General features: G+C 59.0%; 23 protein-coding genes. 9 read left to right on the top strand and 14 right to left on the bottom strand.

Annotated features, from left to right (window positions below; genetic code table 11):
• Positions 1–64: 64 nt before the first annotated feature.
• Positions 65–202, bottom strand: coding sequence for a hypothetical protein (locus JZ00_RS31250; RefSeq protein WP_003178782.1), 138 nt, complete (start codon positions 200–202; stop codon positions 65–67).
• Positions 203–1,139: 937 nt separating this feature from the next.
• Between JZ00_RS31250 and JZ00_RS15480 the strand changes: the two genes are divergently transcribed.
• The gene (locus JZ00_RS15480) at positions 1,140–2,558 is read left to right on the top strand and encodes an amino acid permease (protein WP_039591797.1); all 1,419 of its coding nucleotides are present in this window, start codon (positions 1,140–1,142) and stop codon (positions 2,556–2,558) included.
• 126 nt (positions 2,559–2,684) lie between these two features.
• On the top strand, positions 2,685–3,098 hold the full coding sequence (gene arfB / locus JZ00_RS15475; protein ID WP_039591798.1) for an alternative ribosome rescue aminoacyl-tRNA hydrolase ArfB: 414 nt from the start codon (positions 2,685–2,687) through the stop codon (positions 3,096–3,098).
• Here arfB and JZ00_RS15470 read toward each other — a convergent pair.
• The 3 genes from JZ00_RS15470 to JZ00_RS31245 form a co-directional block, all read right to left on the bottom strand.
• Complete coding sequence (locus tag JZ00_RS15470; protein WP_039591799.1) at positions 3,095–4,294, bottom strand: MFS transporter; 1,200 nt, start codon at positions 4,292–4,294, stop codon at positions 3,095–3,097. The two genes, arfB and JZ00_RS15470, sit on opposite strands and share 4 nt — an antisense overlap.
• Positions 4,295–4,378: 84 nt before the next feature.
• The gene (locus JZ00_RS15465; RefSeq protein ID WP_039591800.1) at positions 4,379–4,591 is read right to left on the bottom strand and encodes a hypothetical protein; all 213 of its coding nucleotides are present in this window, start codon (positions 4,589–4,591) and stop codon (positions 4,379–4,381) included.
• 75 nt (positions 4,592–4,666) lie between these two features.
• A complete protein-coding gene (locus tag JZ00_RS31245; protein WP_196304793.1) occupies positions 4,667–4,810 on the bottom strand; it encodes a hypothetical protein in 144 nt (47 codons plus the stop codon).
• Between the two features lie 287 nt (positions 4,811–5,097).
• Here JZ00_RS31245 and JZ00_RS15460 point away from each other — a divergent pair, with 287 nt between their 5' ends.
• Complete coding sequence (locus tag JZ00_RS15460; protein WP_039591801.1) at positions 5,098–6,723, top strand: methyl-accepting chemotaxis protein; 1,626 nt, start codon at positions 5,098–5,100, stop codon at positions 6,721–6,723.
• A gap of 67 nt (positions 6,724–6,790) precedes the next feature.
• Here JZ00_RS15460 and JZ00_RS15455 read toward each other — a convergent pair whose 3' ends face one another.
• The 3 genes from JZ00_RS15455 to JZ00_RS15445 form a co-directional block, all read right to left on the bottom strand.
• Positions 6,791–7,813 (bottom strand): transporter, encoded by a 1,023-nt coding sequence (locus tag JZ00_RS15455; protein ID WP_039591802.1) that lies wholly within the window; start codon positions 7,811–7,813, stop codon positions 6,791–6,793.
• 208 nt (positions 7,814–8,021) lie between these two features.
• Positions 8,022–8,330 carry a PepSY domain-containing protein gene (locus tag JZ00_RS15450; protein ID WP_039591803.1) on the bottom strand — a complete coding sequence of 103 codons (309 nt, stop codon included), beginning with the start codon at positions 8,328–8,330 and terminating at the stop codon, positions 8,022–8,024.
• A gap of 122 nt (positions 8,331–8,452) precedes the next feature.
• The gene (locus JZ00_RS15445) at positions 8,453–9,580 is read right to left on the bottom strand and encodes a glycerophosphodiester phosphodiesterase (protein WP_039591804.1); all 1,128 of its coding nucleotides are present in this window, start codon (positions 9,578–9,580) and stop codon (positions 8,453–8,455) included.
• Between the two features lie 241 nt (positions 9,581–9,821).
• Between JZ00_RS15445 and JZ00_RS15440 the strand changes: the two genes are divergently transcribed.
• Positions 9,822–10,148, top strand: coding sequence for a DUF2025 family protein (locus tag JZ00_RS15440; protein ID WP_039591805.1), 327 nt, complete (start codon positions 9,822–9,824; stop codon positions 10,146–10,148).
• A gap of 48 nt (positions 10,149–10,196) precedes the next feature.
• Here the strand turns inward: JZ00_RS15440 and JZ00_RS15435 are convergent, their stop codons facing one another.
• Positions 10,197–10,511, bottom strand: coding sequence for an antibiotic biosynthesis monooxygenase family protein (locus JZ00_RS15435; protein WP_039591806.1), 315 nt, complete (start codon positions 10,509–10,511; stop codon positions 10,197–10,199).
• A complete protein-coding gene (locus tag JZ00_RS15430; RefSeq protein ID WP_039591807.1) occupies positions 10,508–11,218 on the bottom strand; it encodes a CTP synthase C-terminal region-related (seleno)protein in 711 nt (236 codons plus the stop codon). The genes JZ00_RS15435 and JZ00_RS15430 overlap by 4 nt, the downstream gene beginning before the upstream one ends.
• 14 nt (positions 11,219–11,232) lie before the next feature.
• Between JZ00_RS15430 and JZ00_RS15425 the strand changes: the two genes are divergently transcribed.
• Positions 11,233–12,180: a LysR family transcriptional regulator gene (locus JZ00_RS15425; protein ID WP_039591808.1), complete on the top strand. Its 948-nt coding sequence runs from the start codon at positions 11,233–11,235 to the stop codon at positions 12,178–12,180.
• 3 nt (positions 12,181–12,183) lie between these two features.
• On the opposite strand, the gene JZ00_RS15420 is transcribed toward JZ00_RS15425, so the two are convergent.
• Positions 12,184–12,792, bottom strand: a complete 609-nt coding sequence (locus JZ00_RS15420) for a TetR/AcrR family transcriptional regulator (RefSeq protein WP_039591809.1) — start codon at positions 12,790–12,792, stop codon at positions 12,184–12,186.
• Between the two features lie 186 nt (positions 12,793–12,978).
• On the opposite strand from JZ00_RS15420, the gene JZ00_RS15415 reads away from it, so the two are divergent.
• On the top strand, positions 12,979–14,037 hold the full coding sequence (locus tag JZ00_RS15415; protein ID WP_039591810.1) for an MBL fold metallo-hydrolase: 1,059 nt from the start codon (positions 12,979–12,981) through the stop codon (positions 14,035–14,037).
• Positions 14,038–14,069: 32 nt separating this feature from the next.
• Here JZ00_RS15415 and JZ00_RS15410 read toward each other — a convergent pair whose 3' ends face one another.
• Complete coding sequence (locus JZ00_RS15410) at positions 14,070–14,387, bottom strand: helix-turn-helix domain-containing protein (RefSeq protein WP_003204826.1); 318 nt, start codon at positions 14,385–14,387, stop codon at positions 14,070–14,072.
• An 82-nt stretch (positions 14,388–14,469) separates the two neighbouring features.
• Positions 14,470–15,246, bottom strand: a complete 777-nt coding sequence (locus JZ00_RS15405; protein ID WP_039591811.1) for an AraC family transcriptional regulator — start codon at positions 15,244–15,246, stop codon at positions 14,470–14,472.
• Between the two features lie 113 nt (positions 15,247–15,359).
• On the opposite strand from JZ00_RS15405, the gene JZ00_RS15400 reads away from it, so the two are divergent.
• Positions 15,360–16,175 (top strand): sulfite exporter TauE/SafE family protein, encoded by an 816-nt coding sequence (locus tag JZ00_RS15400; RefSeq protein WP_039591812.1) that lies wholly within the window; start codon positions 15,360–15,362, stop codon positions 16,173–16,175.
• Positions 16,176–16,180: 5 nt separating this feature from the next.
• On the opposite strand, the gene JZ00_RS15395 is transcribed toward JZ00_RS15400, so the two are convergent.
• Positions 16,181–17,170 (bottom strand): hypothetical protein, encoded by a 990-nt coding sequence (locus JZ00_RS15395; RefSeq protein ID WP_039591813.1) that lies wholly within the window; start codon positions 17,168–17,170, stop codon positions 16,181–16,183.
• A 343-nt stretch (positions 17,171–17,513) separates the two neighbouring features.
• Here JZ00_RS15395 and JZ00_RS15390 point away from each other — a divergent pair, with 343 nt between their 5' ends.
• Both JZ00_RS15390 and JZ00_RS15385 read left to right on the top strand, forming a co-directional pair.
• A complete protein-coding gene (locus JZ00_RS15390; RefSeq protein WP_039591814.1) occupies positions 17,514–18,827 on the top strand; it encodes a type II toxin-antitoxin system HipA family toxin in 1,314 nt (437 codons plus the stop codon).
• Positions 18,824–19,255 (top strand): helix-turn-helix domain-containing protein, encoded by a 432-nt coding sequence (locus JZ00_RS15385; RefSeq protein WP_235433093.1) that lies wholly within the window; start codon positions 18,824–18,826, stop codon positions 19,253–19,255. The genes JZ00_RS15390 and JZ00_RS15385 overlap by 4 nt, the downstream gene beginning before the upstream one ends.
• Before the next feature lie 159 nt (positions 19,256–19,414).
• On the opposite strand, the gene JZ00_RS15380 is transcribed toward JZ00_RS15385, so the two are convergent.
• Positions 19,415–19,924 (bottom strand): BRO-N domain-containing protein, encoded by a 510-nt coding sequence (locus tag JZ00_RS15380; protein WP_039591816.1) that lies wholly within the window; start codon positions 19,922–19,924, stop codon positions 19,415–19,417.
• Between the last annotated feature and the right edge of the window lie 353 nt (positions 19,925–20,277).

Raw genomic sequence — 20,277 nt, 5'->3', positions numbered from 1 at the left:
GATTTAGCTTCCTGGCAGCAGGATGGCGGAGCCGACCGGCCGGATCAGCTCCGCCGGGTATCGCTTACAGAGGCCACATCGCCGTGCCGAACGGAACGACGGCGTCGGCTTGCATCATTTCAACGGCGGCTTCATGGGTCGGTGCCTCGAACCATTCGTCCAGTTGCAGTTCGGTTTCCAAGTCTTTGTCCAGTGCTTGCATAGTGAATCTCCTAGATGACTTTTGCGGAAAACGCGGGCCGATTCGGCAAGTCAAACCCGGCAGAATCGGCACCGCAAAAACTCGCCGGCACGATGCCTGGGCAAGTGGCTGAAAACCTAGTCGAGGGTTTTTTGGAATGCAAAAAAATATTTTAGTTTTTTCTTTTGAACTTTTTGTTCCATTTTTTAAGCGCAGGTTAACCGTTGGAAAACAGCTGATTGGCCATCTTATTTTGATAGGTAGCTACCTACCGTCAATTTGCAGTCAGGCCTCGATAGTTTCCCAGCTGGAAATTTTGCGTTACGTCTCGTAAAGAAATGCTGACAGAAAATGCCCGTCGTCTTGGCGGCGAGCGAGGTTTTATTCGCGTGTAAGAAAAAGCTTCCGCATCGCCTTGGCCCAAGTCGTTTTGAAGGCTCTGGCCCGGTTGTTTCAGGCGCACTTCAAGGGTGAGATGCGCTCCATGCCTGTCGTGCAGGCGAATAACAAAAAGGAGGCGCAATGAACGCCGTAGCTCCGTTTCCATTCTCCCGTGGTGGCGTTTTTTACGTCGCTCGCATCATCGGCTCGCAAGGGCCCGGATATCTTTTCGCAGCCGCCCGACATGCTCGGGGCGGCCCCGTGCGATCCCGGCAAACGACACGCTGATCCGGTGGTGTCTGGCAGCAGGGGGTCAGCGGTGTACAATGCGCCGCGTTTTACTGTGACCCTTCGCGTACCCACGCACTTTCAAGGTTATCCGCCTTGTTCACTCCGCCACGCCACAAGCGTGTCGGGTTCGATTTCGTCACAGATAAAAACAAACAGGTGACGCATGACCGTTGTAAAAACGCTGAATTCCTGGTGCCTGCGCTGGGGTTTGATCGGCGCTGCTTGAGATCCGATTCGAGCGGCAACGTCTAACGAACATCATCAAACCTTGCGTGAGACCCTTTTCATGAGTGGACAAAACTCGCATTCGGGCGAGCTGAAACGCGGCCTGAAAAATCGCCACATTCAACTGATCGCCCTCGGTGGCGCGATCGGCACCGGCCTGTTCCTCGGCTCGGCTGGGGTACTGAAATCAGCCGGCCCGTCGATGATCCTCGGCTACGCCATCTGCGGCTTCATCGCCTTCATGATCATGCGCCAGCTGGGTGAAATGATCGTCGAAGAGCCGGTGGCTGGTTCCTTCAGCCATTTCGCCCACAAATACTGGGGCGGTTTCGCCGGGTTCCTGTCGGGTTGGAACTGCTGGATTCTCTACATCCTGGTAGGCATGTCCGAGCTGACCGCGGTCGGCAAGTACATCCATTATTGGGCGCCGGATATCCCGACCTGGGCTTCGGCGGCGGCCTTCTTCATCCTGATCAACGCGATCAATCTTGCCAACGTCAAGGTCTTCGGCGAGGCCGAGTTCTGGTTCGCGATCATCAAGGTCGTGGCGATTGTCGGCATGATTGCCCTGGGCAGCTATCTGCTGGTCAGCGGTCACGGCGGCCCGCAAGCGTCGGTGACCAACCTCTGGTCCCACGGTGGGTTCTTCCCCAACGGCGTGAGCGGCCTGGTCATGGCCATGGCGATCATCATGTTCTCCTTCGGTGGCCTGGAGATGCTCGGTTTCACTGCCGCTGAAGCCGACAAGCCGAAAACCGTGATTCCAAAGGCCATCAACCAGGTGATCTACCGGATCCTGATTTTCTACATCGGCGCACTGGTGGTGCTGTTGTCCCTGACGCCATGGGACAGCCTGTTGACCACGCTCAATGCCTCCGGCGATGCCTACAGCGGCAGTCCGTTCGTGCAGGTGTTTTCGATGCTGGGCAGCGACACGGCGGCGCACATCCTCAACTTCGTGGTGCTGACTGCTGCGCTGTCGGTCTACAACAGCGGCACCTACTGCAACAGCCGCATGTTGTTGGGCATGGCCGAGCAGGGCGATGCGCCCCGGGCCCTGGCGAAAATCGACAAGCGCGGTGTGCCGGTGCGTTCGATCCTGGCTTCGGCGGCGATTACGCTGGTGGCAGTGCTGCTGAACTACCTGATCCCGCAACATGCACTGGAGTTGTTGATGTCGCTGGTGGTTGCCACCCTGGTGATCAACTGGGCGATGATCAGCTACTCGCACTTCAAGTTCCGCCAGCACATGAATCAGTCCGGCCAGGCACCGCTGTTCAAGGCGTTGTGGTATCCGTATGGCAACTACGTCTGCCTGGCGTTCGTGGTGTTCATCCTCGGCGTGATGTTGCTGATCCCGGGTATCCAGATCTCGGTGTACGCGATTCCGGTGTGGGTGGTGTTCATGTGGGTGTGCTATCTGATCAAGAACAAGCGCGAGGCTCGGCATGAGCTGGCGGTGGCGGCTGCTGCCAAGTAAGCAAGCCTGAAATACAACAAACCCGGCCAAGTGCCGGGTTTGTCGTTTCAGGCAAGACACAAATCCCCGGGAGGTGTTGTCTGGGGGATCGCGGTATCCTGTGGAACCTGACACCGGACACTTTCCATGCTGGTCATTTCCAACACCGTGCACATCCCGGACGCCGAGATCGAGCTGTCGGCCATTCGCGCCCAGGGCGCCGGGGGGCAGAACGTCAACAAGGTGTCCAGCGCCGTGCACTTGCGCTTCGACATCCCGGCCTCGTCGTTGCCCGAGTTCTACAAGGAACGGCTGCTCGCCCTGCGTGACAGTCGCATCACCAGCGACGGTGTGTTGATCATCAAGGCCCAGCAATACCGCACGCAGGAACAGAACCGGGCGGACGCATTGGAGCGCCTGGTCGAACTGATCCTCAGCGCCACCAAGGTGGAAAAGAAGCGCCGCCCGACCAAACCGACCCTGGGCTCGAAAAAGCGTCGCCTTGAATCCAAGACCAAGCGCGGCTCGATCAAGGCCGGGCGCGGCAAGGTGGATTTCTAATTTTTCTCCCGCTCTTCACGGTAGCGAGGGGCCTGCCGGTAGAGGTAGACGCTCAGCGCCAGCCCACCCAGGGCCGCCAGTGCCGCGAACAGGAAAATCGAGGCAAAGCCGAAACCGGCGGCTATCGCCCCGGCCAGTGGGCCGGTGATGCCCAGCGATAAATCGATGAACAGCGAATAAGCCCCCACCGCTGCCCCGCGGCTGGAAGCCGGCACCAGGTTGACCGCTTCCACACCCAAAGCCGGGAACACCAGCGAGAAGCCGAAACCACTCAACGCCGCGCCCGCCAAGGCCCATTGCGCATCAGGCGCCAGCCATAACAGCAGCAGGCCCAGGGTTTCCACCGACAAGCAGGCAATCGCCACCCTGAACCCTCCGAGACGGTTGATCAGATTGCCGAACAGCAAGCGCGCACCGATGAAGCAGGCACCGAACAGGCTCAGGCACAGCACGGCGTTATCCCAATGCTGCGTGGCGTAATACAACGTAATGAAGGTGGCAATGGTGCCAAAACCGATGGAGCCCAGGGCGAGCCCGCAGCCGTGGGGCAGCACGCGCCCCAGCACATGCAGGAACGGCAGGCGCTCGCCGATGACGATGGGCGCGGCGGTTTTCGGCCAGGCCAACGCCAGCCCTAGCACGGCCAGCAGGACGATGCTGACGCCCATGCTCCACAATCCCAGGGATTTCACCAGCCATACCCCCAACGGCGCACCAATCGCCAGGGCGCCGTAACTGGCGATGCCGTTCCACGAGATGACCTTGGCGGTGTTCGCCGCACCGACCCGGCCGATGCCCCAGCCAATCGATCCCGAGCCCACCAGGCTTTCCGCACTGCCCAGCACCAGACGACCGATCAACAGGCTGGTCAGGCTCAGGACCGGCATGCTCGCGGTCCAGGCGGAAACCAGCATGAACACGCCGCTCAAACCACACCCGGCCAGGCCGAACATGACCGCGCGCTTGCTGCCAAGGTTGTCGATGATGCGTCCCGCATATGGACGGCTGAGCAGAGTGGCCAAGTACTGGACGCTGATCACCAGTCCGGCGATCACTGCGCCGAATCCCAGCTCGCCATGGACGAACCCGGGCAGGACGGCCAAGGGAATGCCGATGTTCAGATAGCCGATGAAGGTAAACAGGACAATGGAAACGACTTGCAGCGTGACCGCCATGGGGCGCTGGAGATCTGGCATGGGGAAAAGGTCCACGGGGCAGCAGGATAGATAGGCTGCTTATGATAACGGTGACCGCCGGGGGTGGAGCGTGGAAAAGTAAAACTATTTGCCGGACGGCGGTTCAGTTGTGCTCTTGCCAGCGACCAGGTGCGTGGTGACCAGCGCGGCCAGGGCATTCTCTTGGGTGCCGAACCGAGCCAGCAGGGTGGCTTGTTTTTCGGGAGAGAGGCGGGTCCAGATCTCGACCATTTTCTCGGCGGTGCCGATCAGCACGCTGGCCTGGGCCGGGCTGAAGGAGGAGTTGTCGTCGGTCATGGCGTGGGGCTCGGATTCAGGCGGTGTGGAAAGCGCATCTTAGCGCTTTCCACACAGTCTGGTGGTGCGGGTGAATCAGTCTTCGCTGTCGGCCGGGCGGCGTTCAGTGGCTTGCTGCTGCTCGGGTGGCTGGGCGTCGGGTTGCCCACCGGCTTGCCGCGGGGTTGTCTGCTCAGGTTCGTGCAGGCTTGGGAAGGGGAGATTAGGGATCTCGTGCATATCGCGCTCCTCGCAAAGTCTGTTGATCGATCGGGTAGGTCCGCGCTTTTAAAAAGCCTGGGCAGGATACCCCAGGAGAAATGACAAAAAGACTTTTAAATCCTGGCGGAGCGACCGATGGGCTTGTCTGGACAAGTCATGTCCAATCCGCGAACCGCTGTCGCTACCGGTTGTCGCCACGGCTCAAGAACGCGAGTTGCGGGCCGATGCCGTGTACATATCCTCCACATTCAGTCGCGAGAGTGGACCCTGGACATGGAGGTCCTTTATTCGAAGAGATCGACTCCATGTTTCTACAAAAATCCCTGAGAGCGCAGATTCTGGCCCTGCTGAGCGGCAGTCTGCTGGCAATGCTGCTGATCGCGCTGGCGTCCTTTCACTTCCTGTCCGATGGCATTCATAACTATCGCAACCTGATCGATGGTCCGTTGCGCGCCTCGCAACTGATCGATGAGGCCAATCTGCAATTCAAGGTCCAGGTCCAGGAATGGAAGAACGTCCTGCTGCGTGGCAAGCAGCCGGCGGACATGGATAAATACTGGAAGCAGTTCGAGGAACGCCAGCGCGACGTTCAGAATCTGCTGGGTGAGTTGACCAGGCATGAAGGTGTTCCGGCGTCGATCAGGACACGCATCGAACGTCTGCGCGGTGAGCACGCGCAACTGGGCGCAGCCTATCAAAAGGGCCGTGATGCGTTTGTCGCCTCTGGCGCAGACGCCGCGGCGGGGGATGCGGCGGTCAAGGGTGTGGACCGTGCCGCCAGTGAGCAGATGAGCGAATTGGTGATAGAGCTGCATAAACTGGGCGATGAACAATCGGCGTTGATCAGTACCGGAGCTAATCGCACGATCCTGCTGGGCACGGTGATCATGCTGGTGTCGGGGTTGCTGGTCGGCTTGCTGAGTCTGTGGTTGGTCAACCGCAACCTGGTGCAGCCAATCCGTAACTTGATCGAATACGTGACTCAACTGAGCCGTGGCCGTTTTGCCGAGCGCGTAACGAGCACCCGTCAAGACGAATTGGGCGACCTGGCCCTGGCGGCAAATACGCTGCGTGATTTCCTCGCTGAAACCTTTACCCGCCTGCAACGCAGCGCCACGGAGCTGGACAGCGCAAGCGGCGAACTCAACGCCATTGCCAGTCTGATGAGCCAGGGCACCAGCGAACAATTCGAACGCACTGACCAGGTGGCGACCGCGATGAATGAAATGTCCGCCACCGCCCAGGAGGTCGCCCGCCATGCCGCCGACGCGGCGCGGGCCGCCGATGATGCCGATCACTCGGCGCAGCTGGGCGAGAAAGTCATGCAAGGCACCATCCACACCATTACCCAGATGCGCGGCGAAATCGCCAACACCGCCACGGTGATTCGTCGCCTGGAAACCGACAGCGGGCGCATCGGCAAAGTGCTGGAAGTGATTCGCGGGATCGCCGAACAGACCAACCTGCTGGCGCTCAACGCCGCGATTGAAGCGGCCCGGGCCGGTGAGGCCGGGCGGGGTTTTGCGGTGGTGGCCGATGAAGTGCGCAGCCTGGCCCAGCGTACGGCGTCGTCGATCATCGAGATCAACCAGATCATCCAGACTGTTCAAACCGGTGCGGTGGACGCGGCCCAGGCCATTGAAAGCGGGCAGTCGCGCAGCGAAGAAAGCGTCGAGCAGGTGACCCAGGCCGGCGAGATGCTTGAGCGCATCACCCAGGCTGTCGAGGCGATTCGCGACATGAACCGCCAGATTGCCACGGCGGCTGAAGAACAGACTTCGGTGGCCGAGGATATCTCGCGCAACCTGACGGAGATTACCTGCATCGCCAGCACCAACCTGGACAATGTGCAGCGTACCGAGGCGGCCAGTCGCGATTTGCACGGGTTGTCGGGGCAGTTGAATGAAGTGACGGCGCGGTTGAGTGCCTGATCAGCTGTTGGAATGAACACCCGTGGCGAGGGAGCAAGCTCCCTCGCCACGAAATAGCGGATTGGATTCAATAATCGCGCCGCTTGCGAAACGCCCAGCGGCCGGCGAACAGGGTGAACGTGGCGACCAGTGCGACGAGAATCCAGAAGCCGTGGGGGTCGCCCTCCAGCGGCACGCCGCCAACGTTCATGCCGAAGAAACCAGCGATGATGTTGATGGGCAGCGCGAGTACCGTGACCACCGTCAAGGTGAACAATGATCGGTTGGTTTGCTCGTTGAGGTTGGCGGCGATTTCTTCCTGCAACAGCTTGATCCGTTCGCCCAACGCGGTGAGGTCGTTGATGATCAGCGCGAATTCCTCGGTGGATTTGCGCAGTTCCTTGACGTCTTCTTTCTGCAACCATTGCGGTGGTCGATTGAGCAGGCGCAGCAGCGACCCGGGCTCCAGGGCCAGCAGGCGTTGCAGGCGCACCAGTACGCGGCGCTGGCTGCCCAGTTCGGCGCGATTGGTCGAGACCCGCGAAGACAGCAGCTGATCTTCGATCTGATCCACGCTGATGCTGGTCTTGCGCACGATCTGGGTCAGCACTTCGCCCTGGTCGCGCAGCAGATGCACAAGTAACTCCAGCGGTGAGCGAAAGCTTTCCCCGGCCTTGACCGATGAGCGCAGCTTGTCGACCGAGTGCAGAGGCTGCAACCGCGCGCTGACGATCAGCCGACTGCTCACGCAAACCCACAACGTGGATACGTCCGAAGACACCAGGTTGCTGAGGTTGAATACAACATCGTTCACCACGGCGAGCAAAGCCGAGTCCACATGCTCGATGCGGGTCGAGCGCGAGCCTTCGTGCAGGGCTTCGAAGAATTCCTCGGGCAAGGCCAGGTGATTTTTCATCCAGCGTTCGCAAGCCGCATGGGCGAGGTTCAAGTGCAACCAGAGGAATTCATCGGCCTCCTGGGGTTGTTCCAGGCTTTGCAGGGCCTGGGCCGAACCGATTTCCCTGCCGCGCTCACCGGGGCGAAAGCGAAACCCGTAGAGCAGGCCAAACAGGTCCGGGTCGCGATGGCTTTGGTCGAGGCTGTGGTTCATGGGGGCTCGCTGGCGGGAGCGCCTGTCGCGGCGATGACAGGTTCACTTGAGCGGCATCATTGCAGGGATTCTTGAAGGTTTTGTGACGGTTGGGTTGGGCGTGGATGGTCGGATTTTCTTTCGGGTGGTTTCGTAAGAGCCAATAAAAACCGTGCAACTTAGAAAGTTGCACGGTTTTTTAGCCAACAACTATTAGTCTGGACGGTTATTAGTCTCGACGGTCGCTCAGAACCTTGCCATTGCTTGCATCTAAAACTACGTCCCACTCATCGCGGCCGAGTTCCAGTTCGACTTTGTATTCGTAAGCACCGTTGAGACGCTTCTCCAAGTCAGTGTCGGTAATGCGAGCTTCTTTGTGCAAGTCTTTGGCTATTTTTTCCAACTGATCAAGCGGCATGATCGTTTTGTTTGCCACCAGTGCAGGAATTTCCCCACCAGGAACATCGTCGTCCGCCTGGGCAAGGCCAGCGGTGAGGGTCAAAGCGGCAGCGGTGAACAGGGCAGTCAAAGTTTTCATAGGTCTTTCCTTGGTGTCGTTAAAGGGTGAGTCGTTTAAGTGGGTTCAGATTATCTCTGGCAACTTAATTCACCCTTAATTCGGAAAACATGCAGAGAATGCCCTGATCAGGTCCTGATGCTTCAGTAACCGTGCTTCTCCAATAGTTGCGCCACACTGCCTGTTACGGGACGCTTGAAGTACTTGAGCAACTCACTGGCCCGATTGGTGAAAATACCATCCACGCCGGCATCCAACACTTTTGTGAAATCCACCGGCTCATCCACAGTGTAGACATGTATCAGCAAACCCTGATCATGGGTGTACTGGTTCATCCACGGTTTCACCAGGTCCGAATAACTCTGGCTGCCGCCGTGGGTCAACGCCGCCGAAGGACCGGTGCCGATGGCTCCGTGGGCCTTGGCGTACCGGACCCATTGCTCGAACTCGGCCTTGTCCTTGGGCTCCTGCTTGGCGTAGTACGCAGCCTTGTCGGTTTCGCCGGACTCGGCGAACGTCACTTTGGACCTGGGCTCGATGTTGCCTTCGCCCACCCATAGCAGCAGGATTTTCGGCACCTTCGGCATCTCTTTGTGCAGCAGTTCCAGGCTGCTCTTCTCGAAGGTCTGCAAGACCACCTTGCCTTTGCCCTGGCCTACACCGAGGGCGCGCTTGGCCAGCTTGGAGCCGGATGGGCTCAGCCAGCCCCGGTCCTGCAGCTTGTCCTTCAGATCACGCTCGATGCCTGGAAACAGCTTTGGCTCCTTGGTCTCGATGTACAGCCCTGGTTTTTGCTTGGGGTTGCCCTCGGCGATGTCGATGACTTCATCCAGCGTCAGGATTTTCTGGCCCGCGAATGACGGCCGAGCACGCTCTGGATAGGCGGCATTGAACCAGCTGCCGGCATCGAGGGTTTTGAGTTCCGCCATGGTGAATTCATTGGCGGTGCGGTCCTTGCGATCGGGAAACTTGGTCGCGACATCGGTGGTGCGCAGCAGGCTGTCGTCATGGAGGACGAACAGCACCCCATCTTTACTGCGCTGCAGGTCCAGTTCCAAGTAGTCGGCACCCAGGTCGCGGGCCAGCTTGTAGGCGGGGGCGGTGGATTCCGGTGCGTCGAACGAGGCGCCGCGATGGGCGATGACCGCTGGATGGGGAATACCCAGTTGGGTTGCCAGCGCCTTGGGGCTTGGCGTTTCGAGGGCATGTGCTTGTCCGACGCCAAGCAGCAGGCTCAGCATCAGGGCGCTACGGGAAACGGTGATGGGCATGCTCGAGATCCTTTCGTGGGTTTCTGTGAAACCTCCCTTTTAACAATTGAACGCTGCGGATGCTATCGCCATACCGACATTGATCTACGTAAAGCAGATTTATCCCACGCACTTTCGAGCCACTTTGAAGTACCCTTGGCTCCAGTTTCCCCGGCAGAGGGAGACCTTGAACCTGTGTTCGCTTGCCCTGCGTGTAAACCATCGATCAGACGTCCCTAGGGACGCATTCATGAGGTTTACCATGCGCATCACTTCAACACTCATTTGCCAGGCCGCCGACCAGCTCAAGGGTTTTGTCGGCCTGAACCGCAAGACCGGCCAATACATCGTGCGATTCAGCGAAGACGCCTTCGGCATGGACGTGGCCGACGACGGCATCATCCCCACCAGTGAATTTCTCTGGATCCCCGTGGCAGACGGCACCATGGCCCTCAAGCGTGAGCGAATCCAGCTATTGCTGGAGCAGAATATCGACGATCGGATCAACCTTACCGAACCCCTACGGGTTTACATGGCCCGCAGCGATCTGCCGGAGATCGTGGCGGTGCGACAGTTGGTGGAGGGCTGAGCCCTCGATCTTGAACCGGACATGGAACTTGCGGGAGCGAGCCTGGCATCAAGTTTGGCGTTGGAAGGCATAGTCCCGTTCGACCTTGCACACCCTCGTCTGGCACTGGGCATACCAGGTCGATCGGCCTCGCTCACGTATCGCGGCATGTTCGGGATGCTGTTTCCAAGCCAGGATCGCCGCCTCGTCGCGCCAATAGGACACGGTAATGCCCAGGCCGTCGTCGCCACGGGCCGATTCGATACCAAGAAATCCGGGCTGCTCCCGGGCCAGGGCCAGCATGCGCTCGGCGGCCTCGGCGTAGCCTTGGTCTCCCTCGGTACGCAAGGAAGTGAAAATCACTGCGTAATAGTGAGCGCTCATGACATTCGCCTCGCGCAGGCTTGGACAAACGCGCTGACCAGTGGCGGCACGCGGCCTTCCAGTGCGGCCCGTTCAGGCTGGAACAGCGTTGCGACAAAGAACGGATGGTCGCGCAGTTCCACTGCGCGCAGGTCCCCGGCCGAATCCCGGGCCACGGCGTGCAAGTGTTCGCCCAGCAAGTCTTGTTCAAACTGTGGATTGACCCCGAAGCGGCAGTGATAGCCCTCGAACGCGGTCTCCCGGCCATAAGCCTTGGCAACCAAGGAATCCGCATCGAACTGAAGACTGTCGATGGTTTCGACCAAGGCACAGCTCAGCGGTGTCAGCAGCGCCCGTTCCGCCTCTGGAGACGTTTCGCCATGCACGGCGTCGGCCCAACACATCACGTTACGAGCATATTCCAGCACGGCATGCTGGAAGCCACCGCAGGTGCCCAGGAACGGGCGACGCTGTTCACGGGCAAAACGAATGGCGTGCAAGGCGCCGTCTTCGTTCTGATAGGGGCTGCCGGGTACACACCAGACACCGTCGAAATCCTCCAGCACGGCGGTGTCGGTGATGAGCGACGTTGCCAGCCAGTGACCGCGAATGGCATGGCCGGTTTGCTTGCCAGATAGCTCAAGTGCGAGGGGGATCGCCCGGTGCGCGGTGATGGTTGGGTTACGATCGCCGATCAGGGCGATGTTCAAGGCATGCTGTTTTTCCATGGGAGGCTCGCCGCTTGTTGATTCCTGGTGGCCACTATAGATTGGCGTTCACGCAATCAATATTGGCGTTTATCCAAGTGATCAATGCAGCTGCGCACTATCGACTGGACTATCCCGATCTGTCGCTGATCCTGGCGCTGGTCCGTGGCGGCTCGCTGGCCCGGGCCGCTCGGCTGCTACAAGTGGATGTGTCTACGGTGTTTCGTTCGGTACGTCGGCTGGAGGCGGCCCTGGGCCTGCCCCTGTTCGAAAAAAGCCGCTCCGGGTATTTACCCACGAGCCTGGCCCAGGCGTTGGCCGAACAAGCCGAACGCGCCGAGCAGGCACTGGAGGCGGCGCGGGTGGGGGTGGAGCAGGGTGGCGAGGTGATCAGCGGGACGGTGCGCCTGACGTGCAGCGACTCAGTCCTGCAAGCATTGTTGCTGCCGGCGCTGGCGCGTTTCATGCCTGCTTATCCGGCATTGACCCTTGAGCTGAGCACCTCGAACGACTTCGCCAACCTGAGCCGTCGCGATGCCGACATCGCTTTGCGGCTGACTCGTACACCGCCGGAACACCTGGTCGGTCGCAACCTGGGCAACGTGGCCTACCGGGTCTGTGCTGGCGCCACGTACCTGCGCTCGGCGAATGCCGATGACCTGGCTGCCCTGTGCTGGATCGCGCCGGACGATTTCCTTCCGGATCATCCCACCGTAGCCTGGCGCCGCCAGCATTTGCCCGGCGTAATGCCCGCCTATCGCTGCAACAGCATGCTCTCGGTCACCGAGCTGGTGCGGGCCGGTCTTGGGGTTGCGGCGCTGCCGGACTTTCTGATCGACGAAACCAAGGGCCTGGTGCCCCTTGGCGAACCGCTGGAGGGATACGACACTGCATTGTGGCTCCTGACCCGACCGGATTGCCGAGCCTTGCGCTCGGTGGTGACCTTGTTCGATGAGCTTGGGCGCAATCTGCGCTGGGGTTGAGACTCAGGCTTGATAACGACTCAGGAACATGTCGAGGGCCGATTCGATCACTTGGGTCTGCTCTTGCTCGGTCAGGCTCGGTTGCCCCATCGAAACCTGCGGCCAGAACGCAAACGTCTTGAGTAACCCATGCATTTGTTGGGCGGCAAATGCCGGCTCCACGGGTTTCAAGCGGCCATCGGCCTGGGCCTGGCGAATCCAGGCCGTCAGGCCTTCTTCACGCTGGCCCATGCGCGACACCATGTCCTGGGCTCGCTCAGGGGAATGAATGGTTGCGGCGATGGCGATGCGCGCCAGGTCGAGGAAGTTCTCGTCCGCCAGCATATGCAGTTTTGCTTGCAGCAACGCTTGCAGCTGTTCCCGTAGCGGCTTTTGCGGGCTGTAGGGCATGTCCTGTTCAGCGGTGATGCTGTTCCATAACCGATTCAGGATTTCGGCAAACAGTTCTTCTTTGCTCGGGAAGTGGTTGTACACCGTACGCTTCGACACGCCTGCCGTTGCTGCAATCTTGTCCATGCTGGTGATTTCAAAACCGCTGCTACGAAATTCAGCAATCGCGGCCTGGAGAATGGCTTCGCGTTTTCGCTCGGTAAGGCGTTGCGGTACGGTCATGGGCACTCGTCGGTAGAAAGATAAAACTTACACTCGGCAGTTTACTTGCTCTTGCGATTCATGCAATCTGGAAACTACACCGAGTGGTGTAGTTCTGAGTGAAGCGGCTGAGCGTGCATGCGAAGGCCATCCAGCGTCCACAACGGCGAAGCACATAAGTGCCGACGCCCTTGGAGTTATCGCACCATGACCCATCCTTCTTTTTCGACCGCCAATCCGTCTGCCCCTGAGCCCTCGCGGCAAGACCACGGCAAATATCGCAATCACGCCTTCACACCGCGTGAAGGCTTTGGCACAACCCTGCGCATCATCTGGAATATGATCTTCCACAAGCCGCGTTCCACCCGCCCTGCAGGTGCTATCGACGTTCAGCCGCTGACGCGCGCCGCACTGCTGGCCGCGCCGAACCACAGCATCTTCCGCCTCGGCCATTCCACCGTGCTGCTCAAGCTGGGGGACAAATTCTGGCTCACCGACCCGGTGTTTTCCGAGCGCGCCTCACCCGTGCAATGGGCCGGCCCGAAGCGTTTCCATCAGCCACCCATCAGCCTGGAGGAATTGCCGCCGATCGAGGCGGTGATTCTTTCCCACGATCATTACGACCACCTCGACCATCAGGCCATTCTCAAGCTGGCGGACAAGACCCGCCACTTCCTGACGCCCCTGGGCGTGGGCGACACCCTGGTCAAGTGGGGCGTCGACGCCAGCAAGGTGCGCCAACTTGATTGGTGGCAAGGCACCGAGGTGGACGGTATCGAATTCGTCGCCACGCCCTCCCAGCATTTTTCCGGGCGAGGCCTGTTCGACAGCAACAGCACCTTGTGGGCCTCATGGGTCATGATCGACGGCGCCACGCGAATTTTCTTCAGCGGCGACACTGGTTACTTCGAAGGTTTCAAACGCATCGGCGAACGATACGGCCCCTTCGACCTGACGCTGATGGAAACCGGCGCCTATAACGTCGATTGGCCCCATGTCCACATGCAACCGGAGCAGACCCTGCAGGCTCATATCGATCTGAAGGGGCGTTGGCTGCTACCAATCCACAACGGCACGTTCGACCTGGCGATGCATGCCTGGTATGAGCCCTTCGATCGCATCCTGGCCCTGGCCTGGGAGCGCAACGTTTGCATCACCACTCCGCAAATGGGCGAAGCATTCACCCTGACGCAGCCGCAACGTGGCCGCGCCTGGTGGCTGGACGTGGAACCCTCGGCCTATCAGGACCAGGCCGGTATCGCCTAGGCTTTGTACGACAAGTGCCTGCGCGGTGGGTGTTATTCGATCATTGCGTAATCGGAGCGCCCCATCGGGTCTGGCGTCGCGCCCTTGATGTTCATGCCGCGCCCCGGTGCGAAGCCAGGGAAGAACACCAAGCCTTCGGCCTCCAGGCGGAACGCCAGGGCCAGGCGGGTTACATCGAGCAGCTCGCCACCGGCCTCGAAGCGACGGATGGCCTGGACCGAGACGCCGGATTGTCGAGACAGCTCCTCGACGCTCCAGCCCAGCATGGCTCGCGCCTGTGCACTGTGGGCGGGGGTGAATTGATAGACAGCGATGCGTTCCAAGGTAGTTTTGATTGCGAGAGAGGCCATGGGGATGCTCCAAAGCTGTGGGATTAAAAATACTGTGTTTTTGTACAGTTGTTTTGAATCCCGATCAATCTCATTTTTTTGATCAATGACCGGCGGTCTTCTCCAGCCAGACACTTGGGGCATGGCCCAATACCCGACGGAACATGGTGGAGAACGCAGCGGGACTGTCATAGCCCAGATCCAGGGCCATGCGTGTCACCGAATCCCCATCGGCCAGGCGGGCCAATGCCGACATCACGCAAGCCTGTTGTCGCCACTGGCTGAAACTCAGCGCGGTCTGCCGGCCGAACAGGCGATTGAATGAACGCAGGCTGATATGCAATAGCCCCGCCCATTCCACGGGCGAGGCGTGGGCGTCGGGGTGTTCCAGGAACGCCTGGCACAGGCTGAGCAGGCGAGGATCCTTGGGCAGCGGAAGGTGCAGTGGCAAGTGGGCGCTGCGCAGCAACTCGTGCAACAGCAGATCGATCAACGTACCATCACGTCCTGCCTCGTCGTAGTCCGGCGCAAGCTCCACGGCTTCCATCAGCAACTGGCGCATCAGGGGCGACACGCTGATGACCTGGCACCGCGTGTCCATGGCCGGTACCGCGGCCGGTTCGATGTACAGGCTGCGGGTGCTCACGCCCAGCATCAGCACTTCATGATCGACCCCCGGCGGAATCCACACCGCCCGTTGCGGCGGCACCACCCAATTGCCATCCGCCGTGCTCACCTGCATGACCCCGGTGGCACCGTAGAGCAACTGCGCGCGGCGATGGCGATGCAACGGCAATACTTGCCCGTGAGCGTAATCGGTGCCGATGGCAACGACGGCCCTGGGTGTCGCATCCAATAAATCGATCGAACTGTTGCGCATTGGCAGGGCATCCAGGATTGGCGTAAACGCAAACATTATTGGCCTGTTTGCTACAGCAGGCCAAGCTTAGCCTCCCTATCGTGAACGTCTTTCCATTCCACGGATTCGCCTTGATGTTTTATGTACTGCTCGCCTGTTTCGGCTGCCTGAGTGGCATCACCGCCGTGCTGTTCGGCTTCGGCGGCGGATTCGTCGTGGTGCCCTTGCTGTACCGCATGTTGACCGCCAGCCACGGTGCCGACGACCCCATCGGCCAATCGGCGATGCACATTGCCGTGGCCACTTCGACCTGCGTCATGATCGTCAGCGCGCTGATCGCCACCGTGAAGCATCACCGCGCCGGCAACCTCATTCGCCATTATGTGTGGCCGTTGGGCGGTTTCATCGGCCTGGGGGCACTCGTCGGCGCCGTTGCCGCGATGTGGGCGAGCAGCGAAGTGATTCGCTACGCGTTCATCGTTTATCTGGGCGTGACCATTCTGGACTGCTTGTTCAGACGCGGTTTCCTGACACAGTCTGACGCTGTGATCCCACAGCGACTGAGCAGGGCAGAGGTCTCGGCAGGCGGGATCAGCATCGGTGCCATCGCCACTTTCCTGGGCGTGGGTGGCAGTGTCATGACGGTGCCGTTATTACGCCGTTGCGGGCTGAACATGTCGCGCGCCACGTCCATGGCTAACCCGCTGAGTTTGCCGGTTGCGGTGACCGGGACGCTGACTTACATGGCCCTGGCCGGGTTTAGCGAGTTTGATTTGGGGCCGTGGTTTGTCGGTTACGTCGACTTGATGGCTTTCGCTGTGCTCACACTCGGCGCGTTAGTGGGGATTCGTCTGGCAACGCCGTGGATCGGGCGGATACCCGATCGGTTGCATGCGTGGGTGTATGTGGGGTTATTGCTGGTGGTAATGGGCGGAATGTCGCTGGGATAGGGTTGCTATTTACCTACCAACCCCGGCGCTTCCCGAATAATGAAGTGATCCAGGTTCCCGATATTGGCACTGAACACCCCGAACGTTTCTTCGGGGTTCTTCTTGCTCGGCACCTGCTTCAACTCCGGCGTGACGCCATAAAAGAAGCAATACAACGGCGCATCGCTGTCGATGGCGTGCTTGATCTCTGCCAGGAACGCTTTGCGCTTGCGGTAGTTATCGATCAGCTTCTTGCTCAGGTAAACGTTGACCGAGTAAGGCTTCTTCTTCGCCTCGTCCGGTTGCTTGAACCAGACCTTGGGTTCGAAGTCGATGCGAAAGCTTTGCGTGTAATCCTTGATTTCTTTGATCTTGCCCCAGTAAATCAAGCCCTTGTTGTCCTGCAAGTACTCGATCTTTTTGAAGAACGATCCATAGGGCGCGGTTTGCTCGCCAATCTTCAACAGCTTGCGCTTGAGCAGGTCCTTGTCCGCGAAGTTCGAGACGAAACACTCCACCGGGTGGGCGAAGACGCTGGTCTTGTCAGGTGTCGAATCATGGGCGGAATGAGCGTTATCACGGTCGGGCGATGCGGAGGGTGGCGTGGGGCGATTCGCTTCAGAATCCTTTGGCAGGTCGGAAGGCTTGCGCACGTACTGACGCCGAGTCAGCAACAGCTCCGACGGAAAGTGCTCCTCGCGGTCGTCATCCGTTTCCGCCTCAACACTTTCCGCATCCAACCCCGGCGTTTTCGGACTGACATACGGACAGCCCTCGATATGCTGGGTCGTTGGTTGATTCTTGAAATGTGGCGTGCGGATGTAATTGACGTTCTTGGCGTTGAACGTCGTCAGCCGATTCTCCTCATCAAACGCCGCCCGACAGGCATCGTTGGGGCACTGAAACTGTTCCTTCGCGGAATCGAACGCCACCGTCTCGTCAAAATTCAAATCGCGCACGTCATAGATCGACAGCTTGTCGTCGAGGCTGAGGCAGTAGGCGAGGTCGAATTTCATCGGGGCTCAGGTCCATGAGGGGGAAATGTATTAATAGCGAAGGGCAGGGCCGGTTGCACTCAAAGTTTCAGCACACCACCAAAAACTGTGCGAGCCTGCTCGCGATGCCCAAAATTCCCCGGCCATCAAGCCTGCCGATAACCTGTGACCTGACACCAACCCGTGGCGAGGGAGCTTGCTCCCGCTGGGCTGCGGAGCAGCCCCATTCCACAATTCAGGTTCAGATGTAATCGGTATCTTAATGCCGATTTACGGGCTATATCTTCCAGTAGTCGGAATTATATTGCTGGTATAAGCCTTTTGAGCGAGACTAGTCGGCATCATAGTTCCGGTTTAGGTGAAAATGTCAGGGCATCTCACAATCCAATCTTACGTTGACGGGCAATGGCGCGACGCGGCGACGCTTGACGTGTCGAACGTTCAGCAGCTTGATGAATCGCGATGTAGTGTGTCTTACGACCCACATTACTTGGTCGACTTCATCCACAAGCTGGAAACGCTTTTCGAATTTGCTATCAGCGTAAATCTTCCGCTGAGCTGGAACCCTGTCGACAGCAAAGGCTATCCCCCATTTGTCTACGACATCATACCGGCCGGTGCCGCTCGTAAATCATTGCAGAGGCGATTCGGCGGAGAAAAGCCTGATGGTATGGACATGGGCTTTTTCCTCCTGAGTCGCTGCACGCCTTCGCCCATTGGGCACTTGCGGGTGAAGGAGTCTTTCGAGCATATCGACCAGACTCGTAAGGAGGCCTTTGCGCGTAAAGAAGTCGTAGACAGAACAAATGATTTCCTCGAATACGCCTATGAGTCGGGTGCACTAGGCGGTGCAACGGGCGCTCAGGGAGAAGCCCCGAAACTGATTATGGTTGAGGATGAAGAGGGAGCTCTTTATGCCGATGCGATGCTTCCTGACGAGCTTGCGCACCGTCATTGGCTGGTGAAGTTTGCTCGCAACCAGGCCACTGAGCGTGACAAGAACATCCTGCGGGCCGAGTATCACTACTACAAAGCGATCTCCCAGCTCGGTTTGAACACGATATCCACGGATGGACTTGTACTCGAGGAAGCCGCTAAGCCTAGCTTGTGGATGCCGCGCTTTGATAGGCGAGTCGCCAACGGCGTGGTGGAGAGGATTCCGGTGGAGTCCATCTATTCCGTATGTGGGAACACCGAGCCAGGCTCGAAGATGAACCATGAGGATGTGCTTAGTCGATTGATGCTCCTGTGGCGTACGAATGGACAGGAGGGAGAGCTTGAGGAGCTGGTATTCGAGTACCTGCGCCGTGACCTGCTCAACCGTATCCTCGGGAACTCGGATAACCATGGGCGCAACACGTCCATTTTCCGGTATCGGGACAAGTTCGAACTGGCACCAATCTACGACCTTGCACCGATGGTGCTCGATCCGGAAGGCGTTACTCGAGCCACCAAATGGAAGCCCGAGCGCATGGGAAGTCCGGACTGGAGAACGATCTGCGGATACTTTCACGACGTAATGAGCCCTGACGTGCTCTTCGAGCGCCTGCTCGGAGCTGCCGAGACATTCAGAGCTTTGCCGGACCTGCTGGTCGACGTTCCAGAGGAAGTGAAGCGCGCCCAGTCTATTCCGATGAACAACCTGGACAAGCGCCTGGGTGAATGGGGGCTGCGATGAAAGAGAATACTGGCGAGCGGCGCAGGGCGGTCATTGACGACATCGTCATGAAGCACGCGATGGGGACCGAAACCCTGGGAACCGCTATTCGCCGGCTACGGCTTGAGGTGACCGGCCTGGATCAGGACACCTTTGCAGTCATGTGCAACATGTCAACCAAAGCCCTTTACCAGATCGAGAAGGACAAGGGTAACCCGACCCTCAGCACACTCGAATCCATCCTGAGGAAGTTCGGGTTGCGCTTGGGGTTGACCATGGCGGCCACCAGCCTTTACGCGCCCTCGTTCGGGCAGCAAGCACCCGCCTCAAACGGGCCCGCACGTGGCGTCAACCCGAAACGCCAGTCCGCAGCGCGGTTCAGTAGCGTGGCTACTGCGCGAGCCGCTGCAAAGGCCAAGAATGACGGCAAGGGGCGGCCGAATGAGTGAACCTGGGACCGGCCTGTAATTTCAAGCCAACGTGCCGAGCAAGCCCTGCACCCACCCGTGGCGAGGGAGCTTGCTCCCGCTGGGCTGAAGCGGCCCCCATTCCATATCCCCTACAAAAAAACCGTCGCCCAAACGCGGACGACGGTTTCTGATTGAATCTCAAAACCCTCGCAAAACCCGCGACGCTTTCCGCCACCAGGATTCATGCTGACTAAACGGATCATCCACCAGCACCGCCGGCATATCCCGCAAGCGAATCCATGGTTCATCCTGCCAGTGCAGCATGCAGAGCGACATCTTCGGCCAATCCAGCACGCTCAACGTAGGACGCTCCACCTTATGCGAGAAGCGCTCATCCCGTAGCGTAGGCACCACCTGATGCGTGATCCACTCCCGCAGCAATCGATACTCAGGGCAGTAGTGATAAACCAGCAATGCATAAACGCCCGACTCGCTCAGCATCAGACGCTCCTCGGTCAAGCCGTGGACATGCACGAGCATCATCCGGCGCTGGTCAGGGTCAAGCTTGCGGGTCATACGCTCATCAAGGTGCTTGCTCATCAAGCGCCCCAAATCGGATGCGCTGAACCAAGCCTGGTTTTCAACCAGGAGAGCATGCAGATGAATATTGTGTCGAATAAATTGAGTAGGAATCAGCGGATCAGACATGACAGACCTCCGTGCAGGAAGGCACGCGGTCTGATGTGGCGCTGTGGCTGATTTCCTTCAGGATGAAGAGACGATTCTTAGGCATATCCTTTACCTCTGTGTGGTGTCAGCTTTCTTAAGGCTGGGTGCCGGGAGCTAAGAAACCCCACACAGAGGGCCGGACTTATTCCCCTTTCGGGTCTTGTATTCGCCCACTCCCGGCATAACAGAGATTTTCTGATGCGCACGGAGAAACCGTAGGCACAAAAAAGCCGCTACTGTCGGGTGCGGTTGGTCCGCTGTGTGAGGTGTTTCTTAGGCACCAAATGTCACACTATTCATTTGTTTCAAAGAGGTCAAGCTTTAGGCATCAG

Source organism: Pseudomonas frederiksbergensis, assembly GCF_000802155.2.
Classification (GTDB): Bacteria; Pseudomonadota; Gammaproteobacteria; order Pseudomonadales; family Pseudomonadaceae; genus Aquipseudomonas; species Aquipseudomonas frederiksbergensis_A.
The sequence above is the reverse complement of the archived record's forward strand: the minus strand, read 5'-3'. Positions and strand labels throughout refer to the sequence as shown.

What these genes read in the sequence shown, in the direction of transcription:
- JZ00_RS15415 (WP_039591810.1), top strand. Translation starts at nt 12,979, where the DNA reads ATGACCCATCCTTCTTTTTCGACCGCCAATCCGTCTGCCCCTGAGCCC.
- JZ00_RS31245 (WP_196304793.1), bottom strand. Translation starts at nt 4,810, where the DNA reads ATGCACGAGATCCCTAATCTCCCCTTCCCAAGCCTGCACGAACCTGAG.
- JZ00_RS15435 (WP_039591806.1), bottom strand. Translation starts at nt 10,511, where the DNA reads ATGAGCGCTCACTATTACGCAGTGATTTTCACTTCCTTGCGTACCGAG.
- JZ00_RS15455 (WP_039591802.1), bottom strand. Translation starts at nt 7,813, where the DNA reads ATGAACCACAGCCTCGACCAAAGCCATCGCGACCCGGACCTGTTTGGC.
- JZ00_RS15460 (WP_039591801.1), top strand. Translation starts at nt 5,098, where the DNA reads ATGTTTCTACAAAAATCCCTGAGAGCGCAGATTCTGGCCCTGCTGAGC.
- JZ00_RS15380 (WP_039591816.1), bottom strand. Translation starts at nt 19,924, where the DNA reads ATGTCTGATCCGCTGATTCCTACTCAATTTATTCGACACAATATTCAT.
- JZ00_RS15450 (WP_039591803.1), bottom strand. Translation starts at nt 8,330, where the DNA reads ATGAAAACTTTGACTGCCCTGTTCACCGCTGCCGCTTTGACCCTCACC.
- JZ00_RS15390 (WP_039591814.1), top strand. Translation starts at nt 17,514, where the DNA reads ATGTCAGGGCATCTCACAATCCAATCTTACGTTGACGGGCAATGGCGC.
- JZ00_RS15480 (WP_039591797.1), top strand. Translation starts at nt 1,140, where the DNA reads ATGAGTGGACAAAACTCGCATTCGGGCGAGCTGAAACGCGGCCTGAAA.
- JZ00_RS15440 (WP_039591805.1), top strand. Translation starts at nt 9,822, where the DNA reads ATGCGCATCACTTCAACACTCATTTGCCAGGCCGCCGACCAGCTCAAG.
- JZ00_RS15410 (WP_003204826.1), bottom strand. Translation starts at nt 14,387, where the DNA reads ATGGCCTCTCTCGCAATCAAAACTACCTTGGAACGCATCGCTGTCTAT.
- JZ00_RS15400 (WP_039591812.1), top strand. Translation starts at nt 15,360, where the DNA reads ATGTTTTATGTACTGCTCGCCTGTTTCGGCTGCCTGAGTGGCATCACC.
- JZ00_RS15420 (WP_039591809.1), bottom strand. Translation starts at nt 12,792, where the DNA reads ATGACCGTACCGCAACGCCTTACCGAGCGAAAACGCGAAGCCATTCTC.
- JZ00_RS15445 (WP_039591804.1), bottom strand. Translation starts at nt 9,580, where the DNA reads ATGCCCATCACCGTTTCCCGTAGCGCCCTGATGCTGAGCCTGCTGCTT.
- JZ00_RS15465 (WP_039591800.1), bottom strand. Translation starts at nt 4,591, where the DNA reads ATGACCGACGACAACTCCTCCTTCAGCCCGGCCCAGGCCAGCGTGCTG.
- JZ00_RS15385 (WP_235433093.1), top strand. Translation starts at nt 18,824, where the DNA reads ATGAAAGAGAATACTGGCGAGCGGCGCAGGGCGGTCATTGACGACATC.
- JZ00_RS15430 (WP_039591807.1), bottom strand. Translation starts at nt 11,218, where the DNA reads ATGGAAAAACAGCATGCCTTGAACATCGCCCTGATCGGCGATCGTAAC.
- JZ00_RS15395 (WP_039591813.1), bottom strand. Translation starts at nt 17,170, where the DNA reads ATGAAATTCGACCTCGCCTACTGCCTCAGCCTCGACGACAAGCTGTCG.
- arfB (WP_039591798.1), top strand. Translation starts at nt 2,685, where the DNA reads ATGCTGGTCATTTCCAACACCGTGCACATCCCGGACGCCGAGATCGAG.
- JZ00_RS31250 (WP_003178782.1), bottom strand. Translation starts at nt 202, where the DNA reads ATGCAAGCACTGGACAAAGACTTGGAAACCGAACTGCAACTGGACGAA.
- JZ00_RS15405 (WP_039591811.1), bottom strand. Translation starts at nt 15,246, where the DNA reads ATGCGCAACAGTTCGATCGATTTATTGGATGCGACACCCAGGGCCGTC.
- JZ00_RS15470 (WP_039591799.1), bottom strand. Translation starts at nt 4,294, where the DNA reads ATGCCAGATCTCCAGCGCCCCATGGCGGTCACGCTGCAAGTCGTTTCC.